Below are 20,192 nucleotides of genomic sequence, written 5' to 3'. Positions count from 1 at the left end.
TTATACAAAATTTTAGTGATTTTATTATTTTAACAGGAATCCATCCCAAAACCCCATCCAATATAATTTCAAATTTTATTAGTATGTTTTGCAAATAAATAAAACTTGATTATTTGATTTATCTTGATAATAAAACTGCCGAAATGGGGTATAATATTAAACGAACGGGAAAGGGTTAATTTTCCGAAAATTCGGGCAAAATAGAAATAAATAATCACCCCTCAAAACCATGAGATGCTGCATCAACCCCCAATGTCCTAAACCCGACAACCCCGATAACGTAATTTACTGTCAGGCTTGCGGGGTGAAAATACCCGACCTGCTGCGGGGGCGGTTTCGCATCATTAAACTGTTGGGACAGGGGGGATTTGGTCGAACCTATTTGGCAGAAGATTATGATAAACTGAAAGAATCTTGTGTGGTTAAACAGTTTGTGCCGAGCGTGCAGGGAACCGCAGCATTACAAAAAGCGATAGAACTATTTGAACGGGAAGCCAGACAACTCCAACAACTGGGAAAACATGACCAAATTCCCACATTATCGGCCTATTTTGAAGACAACAACCAGCTTTATTTGGTTCAAGAATATATTGAAGGCGAGAACTTATCAGAACTTTTAAAACAGCAAGGCGTTTGGAGCGAACAGGAAGTTAAAGACCTATTACTCAGTTTATTACCCGTGATCGAGTTTATCCATCAAAAAAATGTAATTCACCGGGATATTAAACCCGAAAATATTATCCGGCGTCGGGAGGATGGTCAGTTTGTTCTGCTCGATTTTGGGGTTGCCAAAGAGTTATCAAAAACCGTGTTATCCACTCAAATCGGGACTCAAATTGGATCGCTCGGTTATGCACCTATCGAACAAATGTTAGGCGGCGAAGCTTATCCGGCGAGTGATTTATTTAGTTTGGGAGTCACCTGTTTTCACCTGTTAACCGATGTGAATCCCTACGAATTATCCCTGAGACAAGGTTACAGTTGGACGGGAAACTGGCGACAGTCTTTAAAGGGTTCGGTGAGTCAAGAATTGGGGGAAATTTTAGATAAGTTATTACAAGAAAAAATTGAAAATCGTTTTTCGTCGGTTGCAGAAGTTTTAGAAGCGTTAAAAATTCAATCTCCCGTTTCTCCTCAACCAAAAGTTGTTCAAACTTCCCCGATTTCTTGGCAAAATCCAACTTTAGTCACGACTTTGAAGGGACATTCAAATACTGTCTCGTCTGTAGCTTTCAGTCCCGATGGTCGAACCTTAGCCAGTGGAAGTTCTGACAAAACGATCAAATTGTGGGATGTGCGGAGTCAACGGGAAATTGCCACTCTCACCGGACATTCAGGTTTTTTCTACTGTTTAGGTTGGGTCAGGTCTGTCGCCTTCAGCCCCGATGGTCGAACCTTAGCCAGTGGGAGTTATGACACGATTAAATTGTGGGATGTGCAGACTAAACGGAAAATTGCCACTCTCACCGGACATTCAAGTTATGTCAGGTCTGTAGCTTTCAGTCCCGATAGTCGAACCTTAGCCAGTGGGAGTGATGACAAGACGATCAAATTGTGGGATGTGCAGACTCAACGGCAAATTACCACTCTCACCGGACATTCAAATAGGGTCATGTCTGTCGCTTTCAGCCCCGATGGTCGAACCTTAGCCAGTGGGAGTTCTGACGACACGATCAAATTGTGGAACGTGCGGACTAAACGGGAAATTGCCACGCTCACCGGACATTCATATTCTGTCGAGTCTGTCGCCTTCAGTCCCGATGGTCGAACCTTAGCCAGTGGGAGTTATGACTATACGATTAAATTGTGGAATGTGCAGACTCAACGGCAAATTACCACTCTCACCGGACATTCAAATAGGGTCATGTCTGTCGCTTTCAGCCCCGATGGTCGAACCTTAGCCAGTGGGAGTTCTGACGACACGATCAAATTGTGGGATGTGCAGACTCAACGGCAAATTACCACGCTCACCGGATATTCAAATTTTTTCTACTCTGTCGCCTTCAGTCCCGATGGTCGAACCTTAGCCAGTGGGAGTTATGACAAAACGATTAAATTGTGGCGGGGATGGTAAAACGTTTGTCGGGGCGGCTTTAACAATAAATTGACCTGAGACTGAAGTTCCAGGCTAATAGAGAAAGTCGGTGAAAACCGACTCAAATGCTGCTCATTTTTAGTCCGATAGCAATGTTAGCTGATTTGTAAAATTGTTTATGATTCTATTAATGAGGTGATATTACAATGAATAAACTAGAAAAATATCGTCAAATTGTTCAATCATTATTAATGAAGTATAGTCAGTTTAAAACGTCAGAAGAAAATATTGAAACTCAGTTAAAATTTGATACTGAACGAGACCATTATCAAATTTTAGAGTTGGGTTGGGAAGATTATGATCGGATTTACAATTGTATCATTCATCTTGATATTAAAGATGGGAAAATTTGGATTCAACGGAATACAACGGATATTCTTATTGCTGAAGAATTGGTAGAGATGGGTATGCCTAAAGAAGATATTATCTTAGGATTACAGCATCCCTATAAACGACCCTTCATAAAGTATAGTATAGTGTAGTAGCTTCGTGATCCTAGCAGACATTCTTGAGACAAGCCTACAAGCTTATCTGATTGTAATATATCTATTTTCATCGCTTCGGCGATCGCCATGCCTCAAAGTCCCTCGCCTTACCTCCCACCCCCATTTTTAAGGGAATCCCCCCGGCTTCGCCACCCCCCTTAATAAGGGGGGTTAGGGGGGATCAAGGGGGGATTTAGGGAGAGGTTCTAAATGCTAAATAACATGATGTCATTTCAATTCGATTATTTGCGGTGGCGGTTGTAGCCAAAGCGGGAATATTGCGGGGTAATGCTTGTAACACTCTGAAGAAATTTATCAAGCGGTTCTACCAATTCTATTAAAACATCTACAAGAACCGTTAGATGATAAATCTCTCGCCGAACGTTTAGATGTACAAATCGGACAAATGCGAGAATGGTTAAAAAAAGCGGTAGAAGAAGATAAAGTTAAAAAGCTTAAAAAGCCAGCAAAAACCTATGTTATTGCCGATAAAAATTTATTGGATTTTATCAATTAACCCATGTAGGGTGCATCAAATTCTCACAATTTTTGTGAATTTTCAAATAAATCGGTTTGACAGACCCTACCCGTTTTGGCTATTATAAAAATAGTGTTCTTGACCAAGTATCAAGAATTGAGATCATCCTCTTATCGCCTAATCCTTCAATACGCTCGATAATATCTCCTAGAGATTCAAACGGCTTTTTAGCTCGTTCACGTTCTATATTTTGAATAATTTTCTCAGCCGTTTTTCCGGTGATATTAGCAGTTTTCAAGCGAAAGGCGAGTTCAGATAAACTCAAAGTATTAAAAGCCTCAAGTGGTTGCGATTTTTTCGGGATTTGAGATTTGATCTCTTGTATCTCCCGATCAAATTTTTGATTAATGTTTTGGACAATTGAATTTTGTCGATCAAAGCCTTGATTTAGACGTGATTCTAGATTATTTTGGCGAGACTCCATATTCAATATTCGAGACTCAACGCCATCAAAATTCGTTGTACTGGCGTTATTCTCTCTTTTTTCTGGAACATTTAAAGATTGAGATTTCTTGAAAAAGTTGAGTTGTTGCTTGATAGATTGTTCTTGAGCGGGAGAAACAATAATTGCATTAATCATCTCTCCTTGACGCAAGTTTTTTTCCTTCGCTCTCACCGCAGCATAATATTCTAAATCTCCCTCAATCACTTTGTAGTGTTCTAAATCAACCTGTTGTAAGAATATCGGTTTTAACACTCCCTCACACTCTAGAATCAAATCGGCTAAAGTGTCAATTTCAGCTTCAGAAAATTCTGATCGCGGAACATCTGAGGTAATTGATTTAACATCCACATAGGAAAACTTAATCACTTTTAAACTCCCATTTTTCTTAAAACTTCTGTAGCGAGTGCTTCAAATTCCTCGATAGATTGACTAGCAGCATTACTTGCTGAGGAATTTTTTTCTGCGTATTTAAAAATAGACTGGGGTTCGGCAATTTCTGATTCTTCTGATAGAATTGTCTCATTTAGACATTGAGATAAAGCTGTTCTTTCAAAAATAACACTATCCATGAGTGGAAGTTCATATTTTTCAGGAATTACTTTTTTTTGTCGCGGAAATACATATTGTAAGTATCGAGCGTTAGTGGCTATTTTAGAAGGTAAAACACCCAAAAGATTAATGGGGGTTCGTCCGCTTGACTCCCGAAAATCGTTAACGTCTTTAATTAAAGTTTTAACATTAGATAATCCTTGATTCGCAAAAGGTTTGAGATCTGATGGTATAATTAAATAATCAGCAGCAATCAGAGGGAGTTGTGCATATAAATCACGAGAGGGAGGAGTATCTATAATCACGATATCATAGTCATTCTCTGCCCGTTTAAGTTTGCTGGGTAGTCTGAAAGGAGTGGCTTGAATATTCTTTAAAAAATCTTGATGTTGAATTAAGTCAATATGAGAAGGAATGACATCAATTTCTGGATCGTTAAACCCATTAGACTTTCTGGCAACATCAGAAACAAAGTCAAGTTCTCCAGATTTTAGGAAATGATAAACATAGCTATCTTTAATATTATCTTCTTCATCAAATTGAAACTTTACTAATCCCATTGCAAAGGTTGTATTAGCCTGACTGTCTAAGTCAATCACTAAAACTCGATAGCCTCTTTTACTGAAAGCTGCTGCTAAATTAACAACAGTGGTGGTTTTACCGACACCACCTTTATTATGATAAACGGCAATAATTTTCATGTTACTTGTCCTTTCCAGAATAGAACCTTGAGATACAACTGATGGAAATGGAGATAATTCTTGATTGGATTCTGTTTGTTCGTTTTCTGTTGAGATTGGAGTCTGTTCAAAAGTTTCTTCGGAAATCTGAGTCAGTTTTATGTCTTCATTTTCGACAATAACTGAACTCTTGTCATCTGATTCATCAGAAGATAATGAAGTAATTTCGGGTCTAGGTTTGAGCGATTCTCGACCAATTAAACCTCGAATTTCCTCTATTTTTGCTTCAATTTCCTCCCCACGACATTGAAAAACTAACTGAATATTATCAGAAACCCGTTGATAAATTCGGATTTCTTTCCCATTGGTAAGCAGTCCATATCTGACGCTCAAACTGGTTAAATAACGCCGCAGTTTTTGAACGTGACGATTCAAATTTTGATTGGGATGCTTCGCCTCCATCACAACACTTAATGGAGAATCAGCATCAACTCTAAATGGAATAACTTGTGCCGCAAAGGATAAAAAATCTAACCGAATATTGCCGAATGTTACCTCTTGATGCCAAGTGTTGGGGGTATATCCCAACTGCGGTAACAAATAACTAACAATCAGTTTACTCTCGACTTCCCTTTCATTTCGGCACAATGCAGGATTAAAACTCAAGGGTTAACTCCGTATCATGTTAATCTGATCGGATTGACTGGTAATTTTTTTATCCTACCATGAGACTTCCTTCTTGCTCATTTTTTTGAAGAATTAAATCGTATTTTAGAGAAAGCCTATCCACAAGCCATTAACAAAGCCTCTCTAGAGGTTGAAGAAGGACGCTATGAACCGCAAGAATTAGAACAACTTGTTAATCAAGAAAAACTTTGAAATCAAGCGATGAAGTTTATTTACAGCGAGGAGGTCTAAGTCATAATTCCTCTAAATAAAAAAAGACGCTCTCGGAGAACGCCTCTACAATCAACTTGAAATCAAGGTTTTATCGATTATATTCCTTGAAAGATTTATAACAGTTTTCTTCGTCGTAGAAGTGACATTGATCGGTAATCTCCGTCATCAATTCCCAAGAAAAATTCTGTTCAGGATAGAGATATTCTCCCCAATTTTCCTTGATGCTGCTGTAGGCTTTTCGCAGGTTATAAGACGGAATTGCAGTGGAGACGTGGTGAGGAACATGAACGTTAATATCGTGACAGAGAAACTCTACCCAACCCGGATAATTGCAGTGAACACTTCCAGATAATTGGGCGGTTGCTTCGTGCCACTTTTCGGGAGTGCTAAACGGAATATCAGGAAAAGTGTGGTGAACTAAAGTAAAGGTACTCATCCAGAAATGGTAGACCAACCAAGGCACCAACCAAAACTTAACAAATCCCCAAATTCCGGTAGTTGCAATTATTGTGGGAAAGGCAATGGCAGCAAATCCAATCACCACTAACGCCGAAAACTTCACCTGTTCTCGTTGTTTGCCTTCAAATTCTGGCCAGTAAAAATGGACATTTCCCCAGTGTAAAATAGAAGCAATCCACCAGGCCCGTCCTCGACCTAAGTGATAGGCTACCTGAGTCACTCGGTCAAAGTTTTCATAAACTTCAGTCGTCCAGGGATGCCACGCATTATCCTCACTCATTTTATTGGTGTGTTTGTGGTGGTGATTGTGACCAATTCTCCACCCATGAAACGGATAAATTAGGGGTAACATGACCAGATGACCCACTAAGTCATTCACCCAGCGACGATTGGCAAAAGAACGATGACCGCAGTCGTGGCCAATCACAAAAAAACCGGTTAATGCAGTTCCGGTAAAAATCCAAGCTATAGGAAGTAGGTACCACGGAGAAAAGGCAATGGCAATGTAGCCTAAAATCACGAGACTGACATTGATAATGACTACACTCCAAGCTTTACGTTTGTTTTTGACGAAAACTTCACGAGGCAAAGTTTTTATAATATCTCTCAAACGCAAATCAGACTTGTTTTGAGTCGATTTTAGACTCTCTGGACTTTCGATAGATAGGGTCATGGATGATTTTTCTCAGTAGAATCACCACACCAAACAGTGGAGTTGGCGTGTTCTTAATACAGTTTTCAATGACCAGGAAAATTAACCCTGGAAAAGACTCTAACTCCCAGATAGGAATTAAAGGGTTGAGGTGAAAGCTCAAAATAATTGTAGAGCAATTTTCCTACTTTTGTCACCCGAGAAAGCAGGGATAAACCCAATTTAACCGACGATTAAGAATGAGGTTAAATCGATGATGCAATGTTACCCTCTCCCAGTTTACAAGAGCAATGACATTTGCTCAATCAAATTGTACTCTTACTGTTGGTGTTGGCCTGATACGGTGTCGAGATCTTCTGACATCGGAGTAATCAAGCGTTGCTGCTTGAGAGTTTGCAGTTGCAATAGCAGCGTGTCCACCTCAGCTTGCAGGTGAAGCAATTTTACTTGCTGATCAACATTGTATGGACACTTAATCAAGCCGAGTTGTAGGGGTCTAGAAGCAGATGAGTCTGCCGGACGGCTAGCCTGTTTAACCGTTTCATTCAAGTTCTCAGGCCGGGATAAAGTAGATGAATGTGTTGACATCAGCAGTTGACTAGGCATCTAAATATATTTACTTACGAGTGTTAACTATACCGTAACCTAAACGTAAACTCTGATTAAGAGCAGTGCAAAATCGTTTTGTTTTTCTAATCAGTTGTGATAAACACGGTAAACTGGGATTAAGAATCGCATTTTACCCTCTCCTCTGTCAACTGATTGAGCATCCTAACGGTGAAAACTTCAATGATTCGCCACACTGCACTTAATCTTTGATTTGTCAACCCCCTTAAAAAGTACATCAAACCCCAAACTGAGATGACGCTGACTCTATCGCCAAATCAAGTTCAACTCAAGAACTGGCCTGGTTTAATTGAAACATATCGCCCCTACCTGCCTGTCACCGAAGCAACACCCGTGATCACGTTGCAAGAAGGCAACACCCCCTTGCTTCCAGTCCCGACCATTGCCCAAATCATCGGAAAACAAGTCCAAGTCTACGTCAAATACGACGGACTCAACCCCACAGGCAGCTTCAAAGACCGAGGCATGACGATGGCCATTTCCAAAGCCAAGGAAGAAGGATGCTCTGCCGTCATCTGTGCCAGTACCGGAAACACCTCCGCCTCAGCGGCCGCCTATGCACGTCGAGCCGGATTAAAAGCCTTTGTGATCATTCCCGATGGCTATGTGGCGATGGGAAAACTCGCCCAAGCCTTGCTCTACGGCGCCGAAGTTTTAGCCATTGAAGGCAACTTTGACCAAGCCCTTAATATCGTCCGAGAAGTCGCGGATCATTATCCTGTCACCTTAGTCAATTCCGTCAATCCTTACCGCTTAGAAGGTCAAAAAACCGGAGCCTTTGAAATCGTCGATGCTTTAGGCAATGCTCCCGACTGGCTGTGTATCCCTGTGGGCAACGCCGGAAATATTTCCGCCTACTGGATGGGATTTTGTCAATATCACGCCGATAACCGTTGCGATCGCCTCCCGCAGATGATGGGATTTCAAGCCGCCGGAGCCGCCCCCATTGTCGAAGGTCATCCCATTGCCCAACCCGAAACCTTAGCTACCGCCATCCGCATCGGCAACCCCGCCAGTTGGAACCTAGCGATCGCCGCCCAACAAGCCAGTCAGGGAAGTTTCTCCGCTGTCACCGATGAGGAAATATTAGCCGCTTATCGACTACTGGCCTCAGAAGAAGGCATATTTTGTGAACCTGCCAGTGCTGCATCGGTAGCAGGTTTACTCAAAGTCAAAGATCAAGTCCCCACAGGAGCCACAATTGTCTGTGTCCTGACTGGAAATGGCTTAAAAGATCCTAGCACCGCTATCGAACACTGCAATAACCCCTTTAAACAAGGGATCGCCCCCAATATTGAAGAAGTGGCTAAAGTTATGGGCTTTTAAGTTGCCTCAACCCGCGCCGCACCCCACTGTCTAGTCTTCATCTTCAGACTCAGAGGTAGACTCATCCGTTGGCGGAAGCTGAGGTAAAGGCAGTTGAGTCCCTTCGGGAAGTTGAGCAAATTGAGAAGAACTTTCTTCCTCAAAAGCCTGCGGAGATAACAGTTCAATTTGGGGTTTCTTTTGATCCCGATGAGCCGATGAAGATTGACCTTGGGCTTTGGTTAACAAATCCACAGTATCTCCCAAAGCCGTCGTTAAACTATTGCGGGTTTGGAGATGATTCGCCTTTTCTTGTTCGAGGGACTCGCTTAAGTCACGAATTTGATCCCGAGCGCGATCGCGATCGAGCATCACTTCCACTAACTTCGCCTTCAACTCATCTATAGAGGCCAGTTGCTCAATCTCCCGGTTAATCGATACCTTCGATAAAATTTCAGACGTCGGAACCGAGAACTTTTGTTGCAACTGTTCAAGCTGCGATCGCAAAGTTGCGATCATCTCTTGGTTACGTTTGACTTCTTCACGTCGTTGTTGAGCTTCGGTACTATAAAGCTGACGCCACTGGTTAGCACTCTCTATCGCCGCATCGAGATCCCGTTGCACCTGCGTCAACTGCTGCTTTAACCGTTTAATCTCATCTAACCACTGCCGGACATCCTGAGACATATCAAAATTTTCTGGGGACTGTTTAATACTGACATTTTAAAATGAGGATAGTTTAGACTTCGGCAAGTGTTCAACCTGATCTCGATTCATCGGCTCGTCGAACGGTTGGCAGAGCTAGTCGCCAATCTCTTAGTCACTCTATTTTCCTGGGTTTGGGCTATTCTCAAAACCTTATTTGAACGAGTGGCTCGACTGTTTGGGATCTCACCTGAGTTTAACCGAACAAAATGGCAGACCCTCTCTCATTCCAAACTCAAGACTTCACTCGAAGATGCAGCGGAGACAACGGCCGATCTTTTGATTCGTCTGTACCGCTATCTCAAACGCATTTTCGGAAAAATCCCCCAGGTGATCTTTCGCTTTTTTGGCTTTTTTCTTTATATCAACTGGACAACGATCAAGCAAGTCGCGATTTGCACTGCTGAACAACGCCTGAATGGTCTTTCGGCAGAAATGGCTTATAACTCTATTTTAGGTCTGTTTCCGGCTTTATTGGCGATTATTGCGGCGATTAGTTTATCGGAGTCCTTGCAGAATACCCTTCAGGAATTGGCAACTCTCGTCGCCGTTATTGTTCCCCAAGAAGTACAAGTTCAGATCGCGACGGTTTGGGAACGAATGTTGCTCAACAGCAGCGGGGAGGTGTTTTCCTTTAGTTTGGTTGTTTCCATTTGGCTGTTTTCTGCGGTGATCGGTTCGGCGATGGTGGCCCTCAACCACATTCATCGAGTCCCTAGAGATCGGCTTCGACCGTTTTGGGAAGCCAAATTAATTGCGATCGCCCTGGCGTTGGGTAGTATTCTATTGCTGATTGTTGCTTGTGGGTTAGTCTTTATCAGCGATCTGGTCGTTGATATTATCGCCCGTCAAAGTTGTATTCTCGAAACCGTGGGAACTTGTCCCCTCGATCAAATTAAAGACTGTCTGGAACAACCCCCCGTACAGCAATGTTTGTTAGTCAAAACCTTACCCAATACCTGGAAACAGTTACGATGGCCGATTGCTTTGGGAATTGTGGCGACTAATTTTGCTTTAATTTATCGCTTTGGGCCGAGTAAACGACAACCCGAAACGCCTCTTGTTCCGGGGGCAATTTTAGCCGCGATTTCATGGGCTGTGATTTCTAATTTGTTTCGCCTATACGTTACCCATTTTGGCAATTATAACCTCACTTATGGCGCGATTGGTGCGTTTATTATTTTGCTTTTGTGGCTTTACATTAGTTCATTAGTGATGTTGATTGGCGCTCAAGTTAACGTGACTGTCGGCGAAGCCATGCGACTCCGAAAATCTATCCCCAGACTTCCTCCGGCAAATCTTCCATAAAAGATTAGGTTCTGCTCGTAGCAGACTGTCGGAGTGGGATTTCAATGATAAATTCTGTCCCTTCACCCACAGTTGAAACACAATGTAATTGACCTCGGTGACGTTCAACGATAATTTGATAGCTAATCGCCAAGCCTAGCCCGGTTCCTTTCCCCACAGGTTTAGTCGTGAAAAACGGATCAAAAATCTGTTTCTGCACCTGTTCACTCATACCGATGCCATTATCCGCGATGCGAATTCGTACCGTTTGATTGATTGTTTCTTCTGTGGTAATCGTAATAGTTGCCGGAGTGTCAGCTTTGGGTTGACCGGATTTTAGAGCATCAATTCCATTGACAATAATATTCATGAATACCTGATTTAGCTGGCCTGGATAACAGTCAATCTGTGATAAATTTCGATAGTTTTTGACAATTTTAATCTCAGGTGAATCCGCTTTTGCCTTGAGGTTATTATGCAAAATCATTAAAGTGGAGTCAATCCCCTGATGAACATTGACTAATTTGACTTCGGCTTCATCTAAACGAGAAAAGTTTCGCAAAGATTCAACAATTTCTTTGATCCGAGTTGCCCCAATTTTCATAGAATTTAACAGTTTAGGCAGATCTTCAATCAGAAACTCTAAATCAACTTGTTCAATTAAGTTTTGAATAAATGTATTGGGTTCAGGATAATATTGCTGATAAGCTGTAATCACTTTTAATAGATCTTCAGTATATTCTTGAGCCGGAACAAGATTACCATAGATAAAGTTAACTGGATTATTGATTTCGTGAGCAACTCCCGCTACTAACTGTCCTAAACTCGACATTTTTTCCGTTTGAATCAGTTGAGTTTGAGTCTGTTTTAATGCTTTGAGTGTCTCGACTAAATCTTGATTTTTGTCATGAAGTTCTTGGGTGCGTTGCTGCACTTTTTGTTCGAGAGTTTGGTTGACTGTTTCTAATTCGGCTTTAGCTGTTGTTAAATTGTTATAGAGTCGAGCATTTTCTAGAGAAATTGCAGCTTGAGTTGTAATTAACTCTAAAAGTTGTAACCGTTCGGGAGTAAAGGCGGCTGTAATTAAATTATTTTCTAAATACAAGATACCAATAATTTGATTTTGCTTGGCAATTGGACAACATAAAACCGACTTCGGTTGTTGCTGCTGTAAGTAGGGATCATTCATCCAAGTCGCCTGAGTTGCCGCATCTTCAAAGACTAAAGCATCTGAAGTTCGCCAAACATAATTAATCACAGCTTGAGGAATATTAATACAGGTTTCTACCGCCAGAGAAGGACGATCAAAAGATAGTCGTGAAAGGGGTTGATCTTTTGAAGTCTGATCAGGAGCATAAGCGATTGCTTCTAAGATTAACTGCTCATTTTTATATTCTATTAAAGCACATTTTTGCGCTCCTGCATTTTCGATAGCCAATTGCATTAAGGTAGAAAGCAAGTTATCGAGTTGAATCTCACTAGAAAGAGCTTGACACGCTTTAATGACGGTGCTGGAATCGAGTAAATTCTGCGTTTTATTGCTAGAACTATTTGAATATCCAGTTGATGAAATAGAGCTATAACTGAGTAAAGGATCATCTTCGCTCTCTCGAACTAAAATAGGAGTCAGTAAATCTGGATAATATTGTTCTAGGTGTTGAACTTTTGCAGTGGCACCCCAAGCTAGATAACTATAATATGCTTCGATTAGATAGGTTTGAGCAATTTTAGTTTTTCCCCAGTCTAAATAAAATTTAGCCGCTAGTTCATTCGCCAGTGCTTCTTCTTGACAATATTCGTTTTCTTTGGCTAAGGTAATCGCACGATCATATGCTTCAATTGCTTCTATTTTTTCTCCCTTCACTCGATGATATTCAGCCTCAACTAAATGATATTTATGTAAGTAATTCATCGGAGCATGATCTGCAAAAAATTTTATTTTTTCTTGCTTTTTAGTCACTTGCGTTAAGATTTTATCTTGATCATTTTGCTCGGTTTGAGAAGAAGTTGCAAGTTGTGAAAGGCTACTGTAGAAGTAGAAAACAGGAATATAAATCATTCCCGTGACTCCATCAAGATATTCTTCTGCTAAAACAGCATAGTGTTGAGATTGACTGAAGTTATAAAATAAAAAAGAAAGAACAAGTTGATGCAAATAAGTTTGAAATAATCCATAGCGATCATTATTCTTTTTATAAATTGGAATAAATTTTTGAGCGTCGTAGATAGAACCCGATAACAAAAGAGTGTCTACATCTTTAAATGGTTCAATCAAATTTATTGCAGATTGATGACAGATTTCATTATAGTAATAGTTGTTGTACTGTTTTAACTTGAGTAAAGAATTACTGTACTGAGAGATTTCTGTTTCTAGGCTCTTCAAATTGATTCCAGCCCAGAAAGAGTAATTACAATAATGGAGAATGCAGTAGCTTCCATATTCCAAATCTCCAGTGTCTAAACCCACTTTATAACCTTCTATAAAAGGATCTAATGTATTTCTAACCTTGTTCTTATAATGCTCAATTGTACAATAAACAACATTTATTACTTTTGCTTTGTTGTCTTTATTTTTAAACTTTTCTAACAGTTTACAAGCCAATCTTCCAAATTCATATCCGGCTTCTATATTTTGTTCTAAGCTACATAAAATTAAGCCATAAGTAGCAAAAGAAAAACTTGAATTTTCAGAAATACCTGCTTCTAAGTATAAACGAACTGGCTCACAAACGACTATAGGTAATAAATTCGGTTGACTGACAAATGTAATCGAAAACAAAGTTGATAATATTTTAATCCGGGCTAATTGTAATTCATCTTGAAGTAATGGTAAGTTATATAAATCTAGTATTTCTCTACCTGTGAGAGCCATTTGTGTTGCTTTTATGTATTCATAAATCTCTGATTTACAGGGATATTCTGGCAATGAAATTCCTAATATTTCTAGAACAGATAAAGCCGTTCGCAAAGCACTTCGAGTTTTGCCTTTAGCAATCTCAGCCTGAATTTTAATTTCATAAACTTTGATTTTATCTAAAATGTTATGGCTGTTTTCTAGAACGGTATCGATCAATAAACTCATGGGTTCAAACTCACCACTTAAATAGTTAGCTTCTGCTGCTTCTTCGTATAATGAAAGAGCAAGATTATACTGAGTTTTCCAACATAGAGAATCTAATAAATTAATACCTAAATCTAAATAATAACTTGATGTTTGATAGGCTATTGATGCTTTTGCTTTTTTTCCAGCTTGTAGATTTAGACGTGCTAATTCTTCTCGTTGTTCAGGCTGAGTTATAAGTTCAATACCGTAATTAAGGTGATTAACAATATCAAAAATTTTTTCTTCTTGTTTTTCCAAGGAAAGATTCTGTAACAAAATTCTACCAATCGTTAAGTGAGTTGAGGCTTTTTGATCTTCAGGAATCAATGAATAAGCCGCCTGTTGAACTCGATCATGTAAGAAATGATAACTGGGATTATTGAGTTCTTGAATGGTTAAAGGGAATCTTTCGTCACAGCCTTGTTGATAAAATTTGTAACTTTTATCCTCGGGTAAAATAAACCCTTCTTGTAATGAAAACCACAACCCTGAAGCTGTTTCTGGCCAAGTTTTTTCCCAAATCAGTGACAAGGTTGCTAAATCAAACTGATGACCAATACAAGCCGCTAGTTGTAATATTTCCTGAGTTTCTTGGGGTAACTTTTTGAGTTGACTCGCGATTAACTCGATAATATCTTGATTTTGAGCTAAAACTTTTATAGGGTTAAGTTTATATTGCCATTGATTGTATTTTAAATCGTAAAAAATCAATCCTTCTGCTTGGAGAGATTTGAGAAACTGAGCCGTAAAAAAGGGATTTCCTTGGGTTTTACATTCAACCTGTTGAGTCAGAGGTAATGCTTTCTCTAGAGGACAGTTTAAGCTATCAGCAACTAACTGATTTAATGCAGATTGAGAAAAAGGCTGTAATGTAATTTGATTCACCGCAACTCCCAATTTTTTAATATTGTCAATCACCCCCATTAAAGGATGGGAAGAACTTACCTCATTATCTCGATAGGAACCAATCAATAATAAATGACAGGATTCACTCACTTCTGTTAGCAACTGTATTAACTGCAATGAACCTAAATCAGACCATTGTAAATCATCTAAAAAGATGACTAAAGGATGTTCGACTTGAGCAAATACACTAATAAACTTTTGAAATAATAAATTAAAACGGTTTTGACTTGCCGAAAAAGAAAGTTCAGTCACAGGTGATTGTTGACCGATTAACAGTTCTAACTCGGGAATAACATCAACTAAAACCTGTCCTTCTTCTCCTAAAGCACGCTGTAATTTTGCAGTAATTACTTGAACTTTATTTTCAGGTTCGCTCAAAATCTGCTTAATCAAATCTCGTAACGCATTAATCCAAGCAGAGAAGGGAATATCTCGTTGATATTGGTCAAATTTACCGGAGATAAAATATCCTTTTTTTTCAACAATCGGTTTATGTATTTCGTTAACCAGTGCAGATTTACCAATCCCTGAAAATCCAGCAATGAGCATTAATTCTAGTTTGGACTGACCACTGTTTTGTTCACGATGACATCGGCAAGAAATTCGCTCAAAAGCAGCCAATAATATTTTAACTTCTTGCTCTCTACCATACAGTTTTTCAGAAATAAAAAATTGATTTTTTGTTTTGTTTTTAGCTAACTCAAACTTTTCAATTTTCCCTGTTTTTTGCAATAAAGACAAACATTTTTTTAAGTCTTTTTTAACTCCTAATGCACTTTGATATCGTGCTTCTGGCATTTTTTCCATCAACTTAAGTACAAAGTCATTGATGACTTTGGGAAGATTAGAATTGAGTTTAATAATGGGTTGAGGTTGACGAGCAATATGACCATGAATGATCTCCATAGGGTCATCAGAATAAAAGGGAAGTTCACCCGTTAACAATTGATAAAACGTCACCCCCAGGGAATAAAAATCACTGCGATAATCAATGCCTCGATTCATCCGTCCGGTTTGTTCTGGCGATAGATAAGCCAGCGTTCCTTCTAAACGATTAGGGCTGCAAATTTCGGCGGTTTCCTTGGGAAGTTGAGACGCACAACTAAAGTCTATCAGTTGAATTTTTTGAGTTTGAGGATTTATAATAATATTATGAGGTTTAATATCTTTGTGAATAATTTGATGGTGGTGTAACTGTTCTAAAATTTCGGCGAGTTGTAGCGCGATTTGCAGAAATTCTGTTAAACTATTCCTATCATTTCCCCAATGAATACCCCGTTGATTCAGGTATTGGCTCAAAGAAACTCCACCCATATCTTCCATCACCAACATTAAACGTTGCTCAACGGGTTCAAGAGCCAGCATTCTGACCACTCCGGGTACATCTAAATTGGCGACTAAGGCGTAGGCGTTGCGATATTGAGCAAGCTCACGAAAACTGGGATAGAGATGGCGACAGAGTTTGACAACAACAGGTTTTTGATCAGATTCTCGGAGGGCGCGATAAACTAATGTACGAGAGCTGACATAAACTTGGTCGTGGAACTGGTAGCCAATGACGGGTTTCATAAAGTGTTACTCACAAGAGTTAATATCATTATATTTTAATGAACCCTGGAAAGAACAGTCTCCGTCTTCTGTTGAACAATAAAAATCCAGGTAGAAAAGGTTAACTTCTCTCCTACCTGTAACTGATCTTCGGCTGACGAGTCAAAAAACTTTAACTTGATTTAAGCCGCATCATCATCGTGAGCAAACCGATTATAGAGGAAATCAAGCGCATAGTTGCGAAGATTATAATACTCTGGGTCCTCCATGATTTGTGTGCGATCGCTTCGTTCGTTCAAAGGGAATTTCTAACACTTCACCGATGGTTGCATGGGAGCCATTTGTCATCATTACCAATCGATTTGCAAGGAATAATGCTTCATCAATATCATGAGTAATCATCAACAATGAATTTTCAATCAGACTGATAAGCTATTACTTATAGGTGGGAAAAATGGATAACAAATTACTGATAAATCAAGTTAGAATGATTACAAATATTAGCTAAACTTATCGCTAGCTCTCATCTAGACCCGAATAATGGCGATCGCTGACTCTATACCTTATATATAGAGTTGGGTGCTGTAGGATGGGATGAGTGAGGATAGCATCACCCCGGCTACTAGGCTATTGTAGCGTTCTAGGTTGTGACTTCGATAGTTTCGGGAGTTGACGCTTTTCCCTGTTGAGGAGACAATCGATTCTGAGAGACTCCATTAATTTATGAATATAGAATTCATCAGTCAACTTAATCAATCCCAAGTTCAGGATTTAGTTCGACTCTATCAGTCTACTTGGTGGGGTCAAGGACGAACAACTGAAGATGTTAACAAGATGTTGCAGCATTCTGATTTGATTATAGGAATTAATCACCCAGATCATCAAAAGTTAATTGGGTTTGCGCGAGTCTTAACCGATTATGTGTATCGGGCTGTGATTTGGGATGTGATTGTTGATTCGACTTATCAAAAGCAAGGATTGGGACAGACTCTGATTCAGTCTCTTTTAGATCATCCTCAGCTACAATCGATAGAAGCTTTTCTTTTGGTTTGTTTACCCGAGACAATTCCTTTTTATGAAAAGTTAGGGTTTACCAGCGATGTCGGTGAATTGAAGTTAATGAAGCGGGTTAAACCAACATCATCTTATTATTCTCTGTGATTGCTTGAAATAAGTTTTTAACAAAAAATGGGATACTGGAAATATCCTATTCTCACCAGGTTGATTTAATGGATAATTAAAGATTTTTTGTTGTAAGCGATCGCTAAGTTTTGTGTTAGCAATATCCTACAGTTAAAATCGCATTTTTGCTAATATTAAACTTGTGAATGCACTCAATTTATTGAATCAACGGAAGAATTTTCATCGGAACAAACTTCAAATGTAATGGCAAATTTGACTTGAGGAAGCAACCGTTTTAGGATTTTGAGGTGTTCTTCGGCATGATTGCGACGGCGAAACCGAGCAACTATCAGGCGTTTCAGGTTGGGTAACAGGCGATAGATGACCCAAGGATAGAGTTGTTGTTGGTAATTCATGGTTTTGTTGCGATCAGTGACAAACAAAATGAGACACTAGAAAGTAGGGGCAGTTTTGCCCCGTCTTGACTCTTAGAAGTCGGAAAATTTATATGTGAGCTAACAGTGTCATTATGACGTGCTAATTTGGTTATGTCAATATGACGCATAAATTTGGCATGAAAAAAGATCGAAGACCCCAGGACAGTCCCTCACCAATAGAAACACTCAGACTTGAACGAACTCAACTGTCTCAAGCGGAATTTGCCGTGTTGTGTGGGATTCCCCTGCGAACCTATCAGCGTTGGATTTCTGGGGAAACCGAAGCCAAACCGACTCCCCGCCAGTGGAAAGCGATGATACGGATATTGAAAATTGAATCTTTAGAGGAAATTCCCGATGATTTTGGGCCTGTTGACTTGACGGACGATTAGGATTAACGTGTTTGGATTTTGTCATGTTGCGCTATGCCTCAACGAAGACCATCAAGAGAAGGAGTGGGGGAATCACCCCTGAAAAAGCTAAGAGATGAACTGGGAATGTCTCAAGAGGAGTTAGCCAGACAGTTGGGTATTTCTTCGCGAACCGTCAGCCGTTGGGAAGCGGGGGATAATGTACCGACGTTCACGGTTCCGCAAATTAAGGCTTTAGCACGTTTGCTGGAGTCGAAAGGAAAAACGATAGAAGATTTACCGGATCATTTTGGGCCATCGGATGATTAGATGTTGTACAGATATAATATGAACTAAAGTGAATAATAGCTAAGTAAAAATGGGAGAAATATAAAAATGGTTAATGGAACTTTGCTAGAAAAAGAACCAGATCGGTTATGTGAAAGTACAGCCGATGTTAATAGTATACAGTTGATTTTAAATAGCTATCTAAATCCACATTCATTCTCCGATGAAATTGATGAGTTTTTCCGAGAAATTGCTGCACTCAGAGGCGAAAGTGTTGAAAATACAATAGAGCAAATGAAGGAGGGAACTCGCAAATATCTAGAAGCTGTTGATACAAAGATAGATTTTGAAGATGACCTTCCCAGCGATATCAATCTGTATGTCGAGAAGCTTGAAAAGCTTGCGGTCGGGATAGAGTTATGTTGGGATCTTTTCTCAGATGAGAGCCGCCAATTTTTTATTAATTGGGCATATCAATTTACCCGTCAAGCAAATTCTAAGTTTCTCGGTTTTCAAGGATTTATGATTCAGCTTAAACTCCTTATTCCTTCTCTTAAGACACAAGAAAATTTATACAAAAAATACAAAGATTCTTTTTTGCTGATACCAAAAGCCGTAGATAGAGCCATTGAACTGAGAAAATCAAAATCGACTTCTCAACTCTGGATAACTGCTCAAACTTTGCTCAAGCAAGTCAAAACAATGAATGTCAAACAGCCCAGTAGTTTGTTACCTTATTTAAAACATTTAGGACGAACTCCAGAAGAACAACTTGAAAAAAATCAGGCGGCTATGGCTTGGGCAAAATCGAGACTTCAAGAAATAGAAGATAAGCGAAACGGGAACAAAATTTAACACATGATTGTTATATTAGATTCAGGAGTGCTTGGCTTACTTGCAACTCCTATTCGAGATACATCTGAAGCTGAAGACAGCGAAATATATCAATGTAGAGAATGGTTTTATTCACTCTTGGCAAAATCGGTTTATGTAGTCACCTCAGATATTTCTGACTATGAAGTGAGGCGGGAATTAATTCGGATTAAAAGTCAAGGTTTAGAAATTTTAGATAATCTGAGAAATACGATTGATTTTCTCCCTCTCACAACAGAAGTAATGATGAAAGCGGCTGAACTGTGGGCTGATGCTCGTCAGAATCATATCTCAACAGCAGATGACAAAAATATTGATGCAGATATGATTATTTCTGCTCAGTGGATGATTCTCAAAGAAACCTTTCCCGGTCGAGCGGTATTGATTGCTACTAAAAATTTAAGACACATGAAAATATTTGCTCAAGATAATGCTCTGGAATGGATGAATATTAGAGTATAAGATAGCGATCGCCAACTCCCCGTCAGTAGAAAGCGATGATACGGATATTGAAAATTGAATCTTTAGAGGAAATTCCCGATGATTTCGGGCTTGTTGACTTGACGGACAATTAAAGATTTTTTGTTAAATGCGATCGCAAAGTTTAGTGTTAACTGTGTCAAATTTATGAGGTTTTGAGTATTTAGGTATGCTGATGTACCTCTGACTAAAGAAATCAAGCCAAGATCATATCCTAGAGAGTTTATCCGTAAATACACGTAACTAATTAAATCTTTTAAAATCCGTGAACCTACGGAAGACGGAGAATAAAAAACTTGCAATACTAAAGTTAGTTAACCTGCAAATCAATTAACTTATAACAGGAGCAAACATCCAA

Annotated in this window: 16 protein-coding genes and 1 pseudogene; 9 read left to right on the top strand and 8 right to left on the bottom strand. The window is 39.5% G+C overall.

Translation table 11 applies throughout. The annotated features are described in order from the left end of the window. The first annotated feature begins 229 nt into the window (after positions 1–229). Positions 230–2,074 carry a serine/threonine-protein kinase gene (locus M595_RS00725; protein WP_040483364.1) on the top strand — a complete coding sequence of 615 codons (1,845 nt, stop codon included), beginning with the start codon at positions 230–232 and terminating at the stop codon, positions 2,072–2,074. Positions 2,075–2,241: 167 nt separating this feature from the next. Beyond that, positions 2,242–2,577 carry a XisI protein gene (locus M595_RS00720; protein ID WP_023063948.1) on the top strand — a complete coding sequence of 112 codons (336 nt, stop codon included), beginning with the start codon at positions 2,242–2,244 and terminating at the stop codon, positions 2,575–2,577. A 602-nt stretch (positions 2,578–3,179) separates the two neighbouring features. Here M595_RS00720 and M595_RS00715 read toward each other — a convergent pair. From M595_RS00715 to M595_RS31495, 4 genes are all read right to left on the bottom strand, one after another. After that, on the bottom strand, positions 3,180–3,929 hold the full coding sequence (locus M595_RS00715; protein WP_023064029.1) for a DUF655 domain-containing protein: 750 nt from the start codon (positions 3,927–3,929) through the stop codon (positions 3,180–3,182). A gap of 2 nt (positions 3,930–3,931) precedes the next feature. Beyond that, on the bottom strand, positions 3,932–5,458 hold the full coding sequence (locus M595_RS00710; protein WP_023064008.1) for an AAA family ATPase: 1,527 nt from the start codon (positions 5,456–5,458) through the stop codon (positions 3,932–3,934). A 322-nt stretch (positions 5,459–5,780) separates the two neighbouring features. Further along, positions 5,781–6,824, bottom strand: a complete 1,044-nt coding sequence (locus tag M595_RS00705; protein WP_023063843.1) for a fatty acid desaturase — start codon at positions 6,822–6,824, stop codon at positions 5,781–5,783. Positions 6,825–7,121: 297 nt separating this feature from the next. Continuing rightward, entirely contained in the window at positions 7,122–7,391 is a 270-nt protein-coding gene (locus M595_RS31495; protein WP_023063961.1) for a hypothetical protein, read from the bottom strand. A 273-nt stretch (positions 7,392–7,664) separates the two neighbouring features. On the opposite strand from M595_RS31495, the gene thrC reads away from it, so the two are divergent. Further along, positions 7,665–8,756 carry a threonine synthase gene (gene thrC / locus M595_RS00695; protein ID WP_023064010.1) on the top strand — a complete coding sequence of 364 codons (1,092 nt, stop codon included), beginning with the start codon at positions 7,665–7,667 and terminating at the stop codon, positions 8,754–8,756. 30 nt (positions 8,757–8,786) lie between these two features. On the opposite strand, the gene M595_RS00690 is transcribed toward thrC, so the two are convergent. After that, complete coding sequence (locus M595_RS00690; protein WP_023064045.1) at positions 8,787–9,422, bottom strand: hypothetical protein; 636 nt, start codon at positions 9,420–9,422, stop codon at positions 8,787–8,789. 66 nt (positions 9,423–9,488) lie between these two features. Between M595_RS00690 and M595_RS00685 the strand changes: the two genes are divergently transcribed. After that, positions 9,489–10,748, top strand: a complete 1,260-nt coding sequence (locus tag M595_RS00685) for a YihY/virulence factor BrkB family protein (protein ID WP_023064037.1) — start codon at positions 9,489–9,491, stop codon at positions 10,746–10,748. A gap of 4 nt (positions 10,749–10,752) precedes the next feature. On the opposite strand, the gene M595_RS00680 is transcribed toward M595_RS00685, so the two are convergent. After that, positions 10,753–16,305: a trifunctional serine/threonine-protein kinase/ATP-binding protein/sensor histidine kinase gene (locus M595_RS00680; protein ID WP_023063846.1), complete on the bottom strand. Its 5,553-nt coding sequence runs from the start codon at positions 16,303–16,305 to the stop codon at positions 10,753–10,755. Between the two features lie 161 nt (positions 16,306–16,466). Beyond that, positions 16,467–16,695 (bottom strand): annotated as a pseudogene (locus M595_RS28905) (ABC transporter ATP-binding protein); the annotation flags it as partial. A 312-nt stretch (positions 16,696–17,007) separates the two neighbouring features. Here M595_RS28905 and M595_RS00675 point away from each other — a divergent pair. Next, positions 17,008–17,445, top strand: coding sequence for a GNAT family N-acetyltransferase (locus tag M595_RS00675; RefSeq protein WP_023064031.1), 438 nt, complete (start codon positions 17,008–17,010; stop codon positions 17,443–17,445). Positions 17,446–17,618: 173 nt separating this feature from the next. Here the strand turns inward: M595_RS00675 and M595_RS00670 are convergent, their stop codons facing one another. Further along, positions 17,619–17,822 (bottom strand): hypothetical protein, encoded by a 204-nt coding sequence (locus M595_RS00670; protein WP_023063863.1) that lies wholly within the window; start codon positions 17,820–17,822, stop codon positions 17,619–17,621. Between the two features lie 140 nt (positions 17,823–17,962). On the opposite strand from M595_RS00670, the gene M595_RS00665 reads away from it, so the two are divergent. From M595_RS00665 to M595_RS00650, 4 genes are all read left to right on the top strand, one after another. Beyond that, positions 17,963–18,235, top strand: coding sequence for a helix-turn-helix domain-containing protein (locus M595_RS00665; protein WP_238986998.1), 273 nt, complete (start codon positions 17,963–17,965; stop codon positions 18,233–18,235). Between the two features lie 33 nt (positions 18,236–18,268). Beyond that, positions 18,269–18,523: a helix-turn-helix transcriptional regulator gene (locus tag M595_RS00660; RefSeq protein ID WP_040483362.1), complete on the top strand. Its 255-nt coding sequence runs from the start codon at positions 18,269–18,271 to the stop codon at positions 18,521–18,523. 66 nt (positions 18,524–18,589) lie between these two features. Continuing rightward, positions 18,590–19,336, top strand: coding sequence for a hypothetical protein (locus tag M595_RS00655; protein ID WP_023063877.1), 747 nt, complete (start codon positions 18,590–18,592; stop codon positions 19,334–19,336). 3 nt (positions 19,337–19,339) lie between these two features. Further along, on the top strand, positions 19,340–19,816 hold the full coding sequence (locus M595_RS00650; protein ID WP_023063902.1) for a PIN domain-containing protein: 477 nt from the start codon (positions 19,340–19,342) through the stop codon (positions 19,814–19,816). The last annotated feature ends 376 nt before the right edge of the window (positions 19,817–20,192 follow it).

This window comes from Lyngbya aestuarii BL J (assembly GCF_000478195.2).
In the GTDB taxonomy this organism is placed as follows: Bacteria; Cyanobacteriota; Cyanobacteriia; order Cyanobacteriales; family Microcoleaceae; genus Capilliphycus; species Capilliphycus aestuarii.
This window is presented reverse-complemented; position numbering and strand designations above follow the sequence as displayed.

Bases quoted from the DNA above. Each gene is read 5' to 3' on its own strand.
- M595_RS00725 (WP_040483364.1), top strand. From the start codon at position 230: ATGAGATGCTGCATCAACCCCCAATGTCCTAAACCCGACAACCCCGAT.
- M595_RS00720 (WP_023063948.1), top strand. From the start codon at position 2,242: ATGAATAAACTAGAAAAATATCGTCAAATTGTTCAATCATTATTAATG.
- M595_RS00705 (WP_023063843.1), bottom strand. From the start codon at position 6,824: ATGACCCTATCTATCGAAAGTCCAGAGAGTCTAAAATCGACTCAAAAC.
- M595_RS31495 (WP_023063961.1), bottom strand. From the start codon at position 7,391: ATGTCAACACATTCATCTACTTTATCCCGGCCTGAGAACTTGAATGAA.
- thrC (WP_023064010.1), top strand. From the start codon at position 7,665: ATGACGCTGACTCTATCGCCAAATCAAGTTCAACTCAAGAACTGGCCT.
- M595_RS00690 (WP_023064045.1), bottom strand. From the start codon at position 9,422: ATGTCTCAGGATGTCCGGCAGTGGTTAGATGAGATTAAACGGTTAAAG.
- M595_RS00680 (WP_023063846.1), bottom strand. From the start codon at position 16,305: ATGAAACCCGTCATTGGCTACCAGTTCCACGACCAAGTTTATGTCAGC.
- M595_RS00675 (WP_023064031.1), top strand. From the start codon at position 17,008: ATGAATATAGAATTCATCAGTCAACTTAATCAATCCCAAGTTCAGGAT.
- M595_RS00670 (WP_023063863.1), bottom strand. From the start codon at position 17,822: ATGAATTACCAACAACAACTCTATCCTTGGGTCATCTATCGCCTGTTA.
- M595_RS00665 (WP_238986998.1), top strand. From the start codon at position 17,963: ATGACGCATAAATTTGGCATGAAAAAAGATCGAAGACCCCAGGACAGT.
- M595_RS00660 (WP_040483362.1), top strand. From the start codon at position 18,269: ATGCCTCAACGAAGACCATCAAGAGAAGGAGTGGGGGAATCACCCCTG.
- M595_RS00655 (WP_023063877.1), top strand. From the start codon at position 18,590: ATGGTTAATGGAACTTTGCTAGAAAAAGAACCAGATCGGTTATGTGAA.
- M595_RS00650 (WP_023063902.1), top strand. From the start codon at position 19,340: ATGATTGTTATATTAGATTCAGGAGTGCTTGGCTTACTTGCAACTCCT.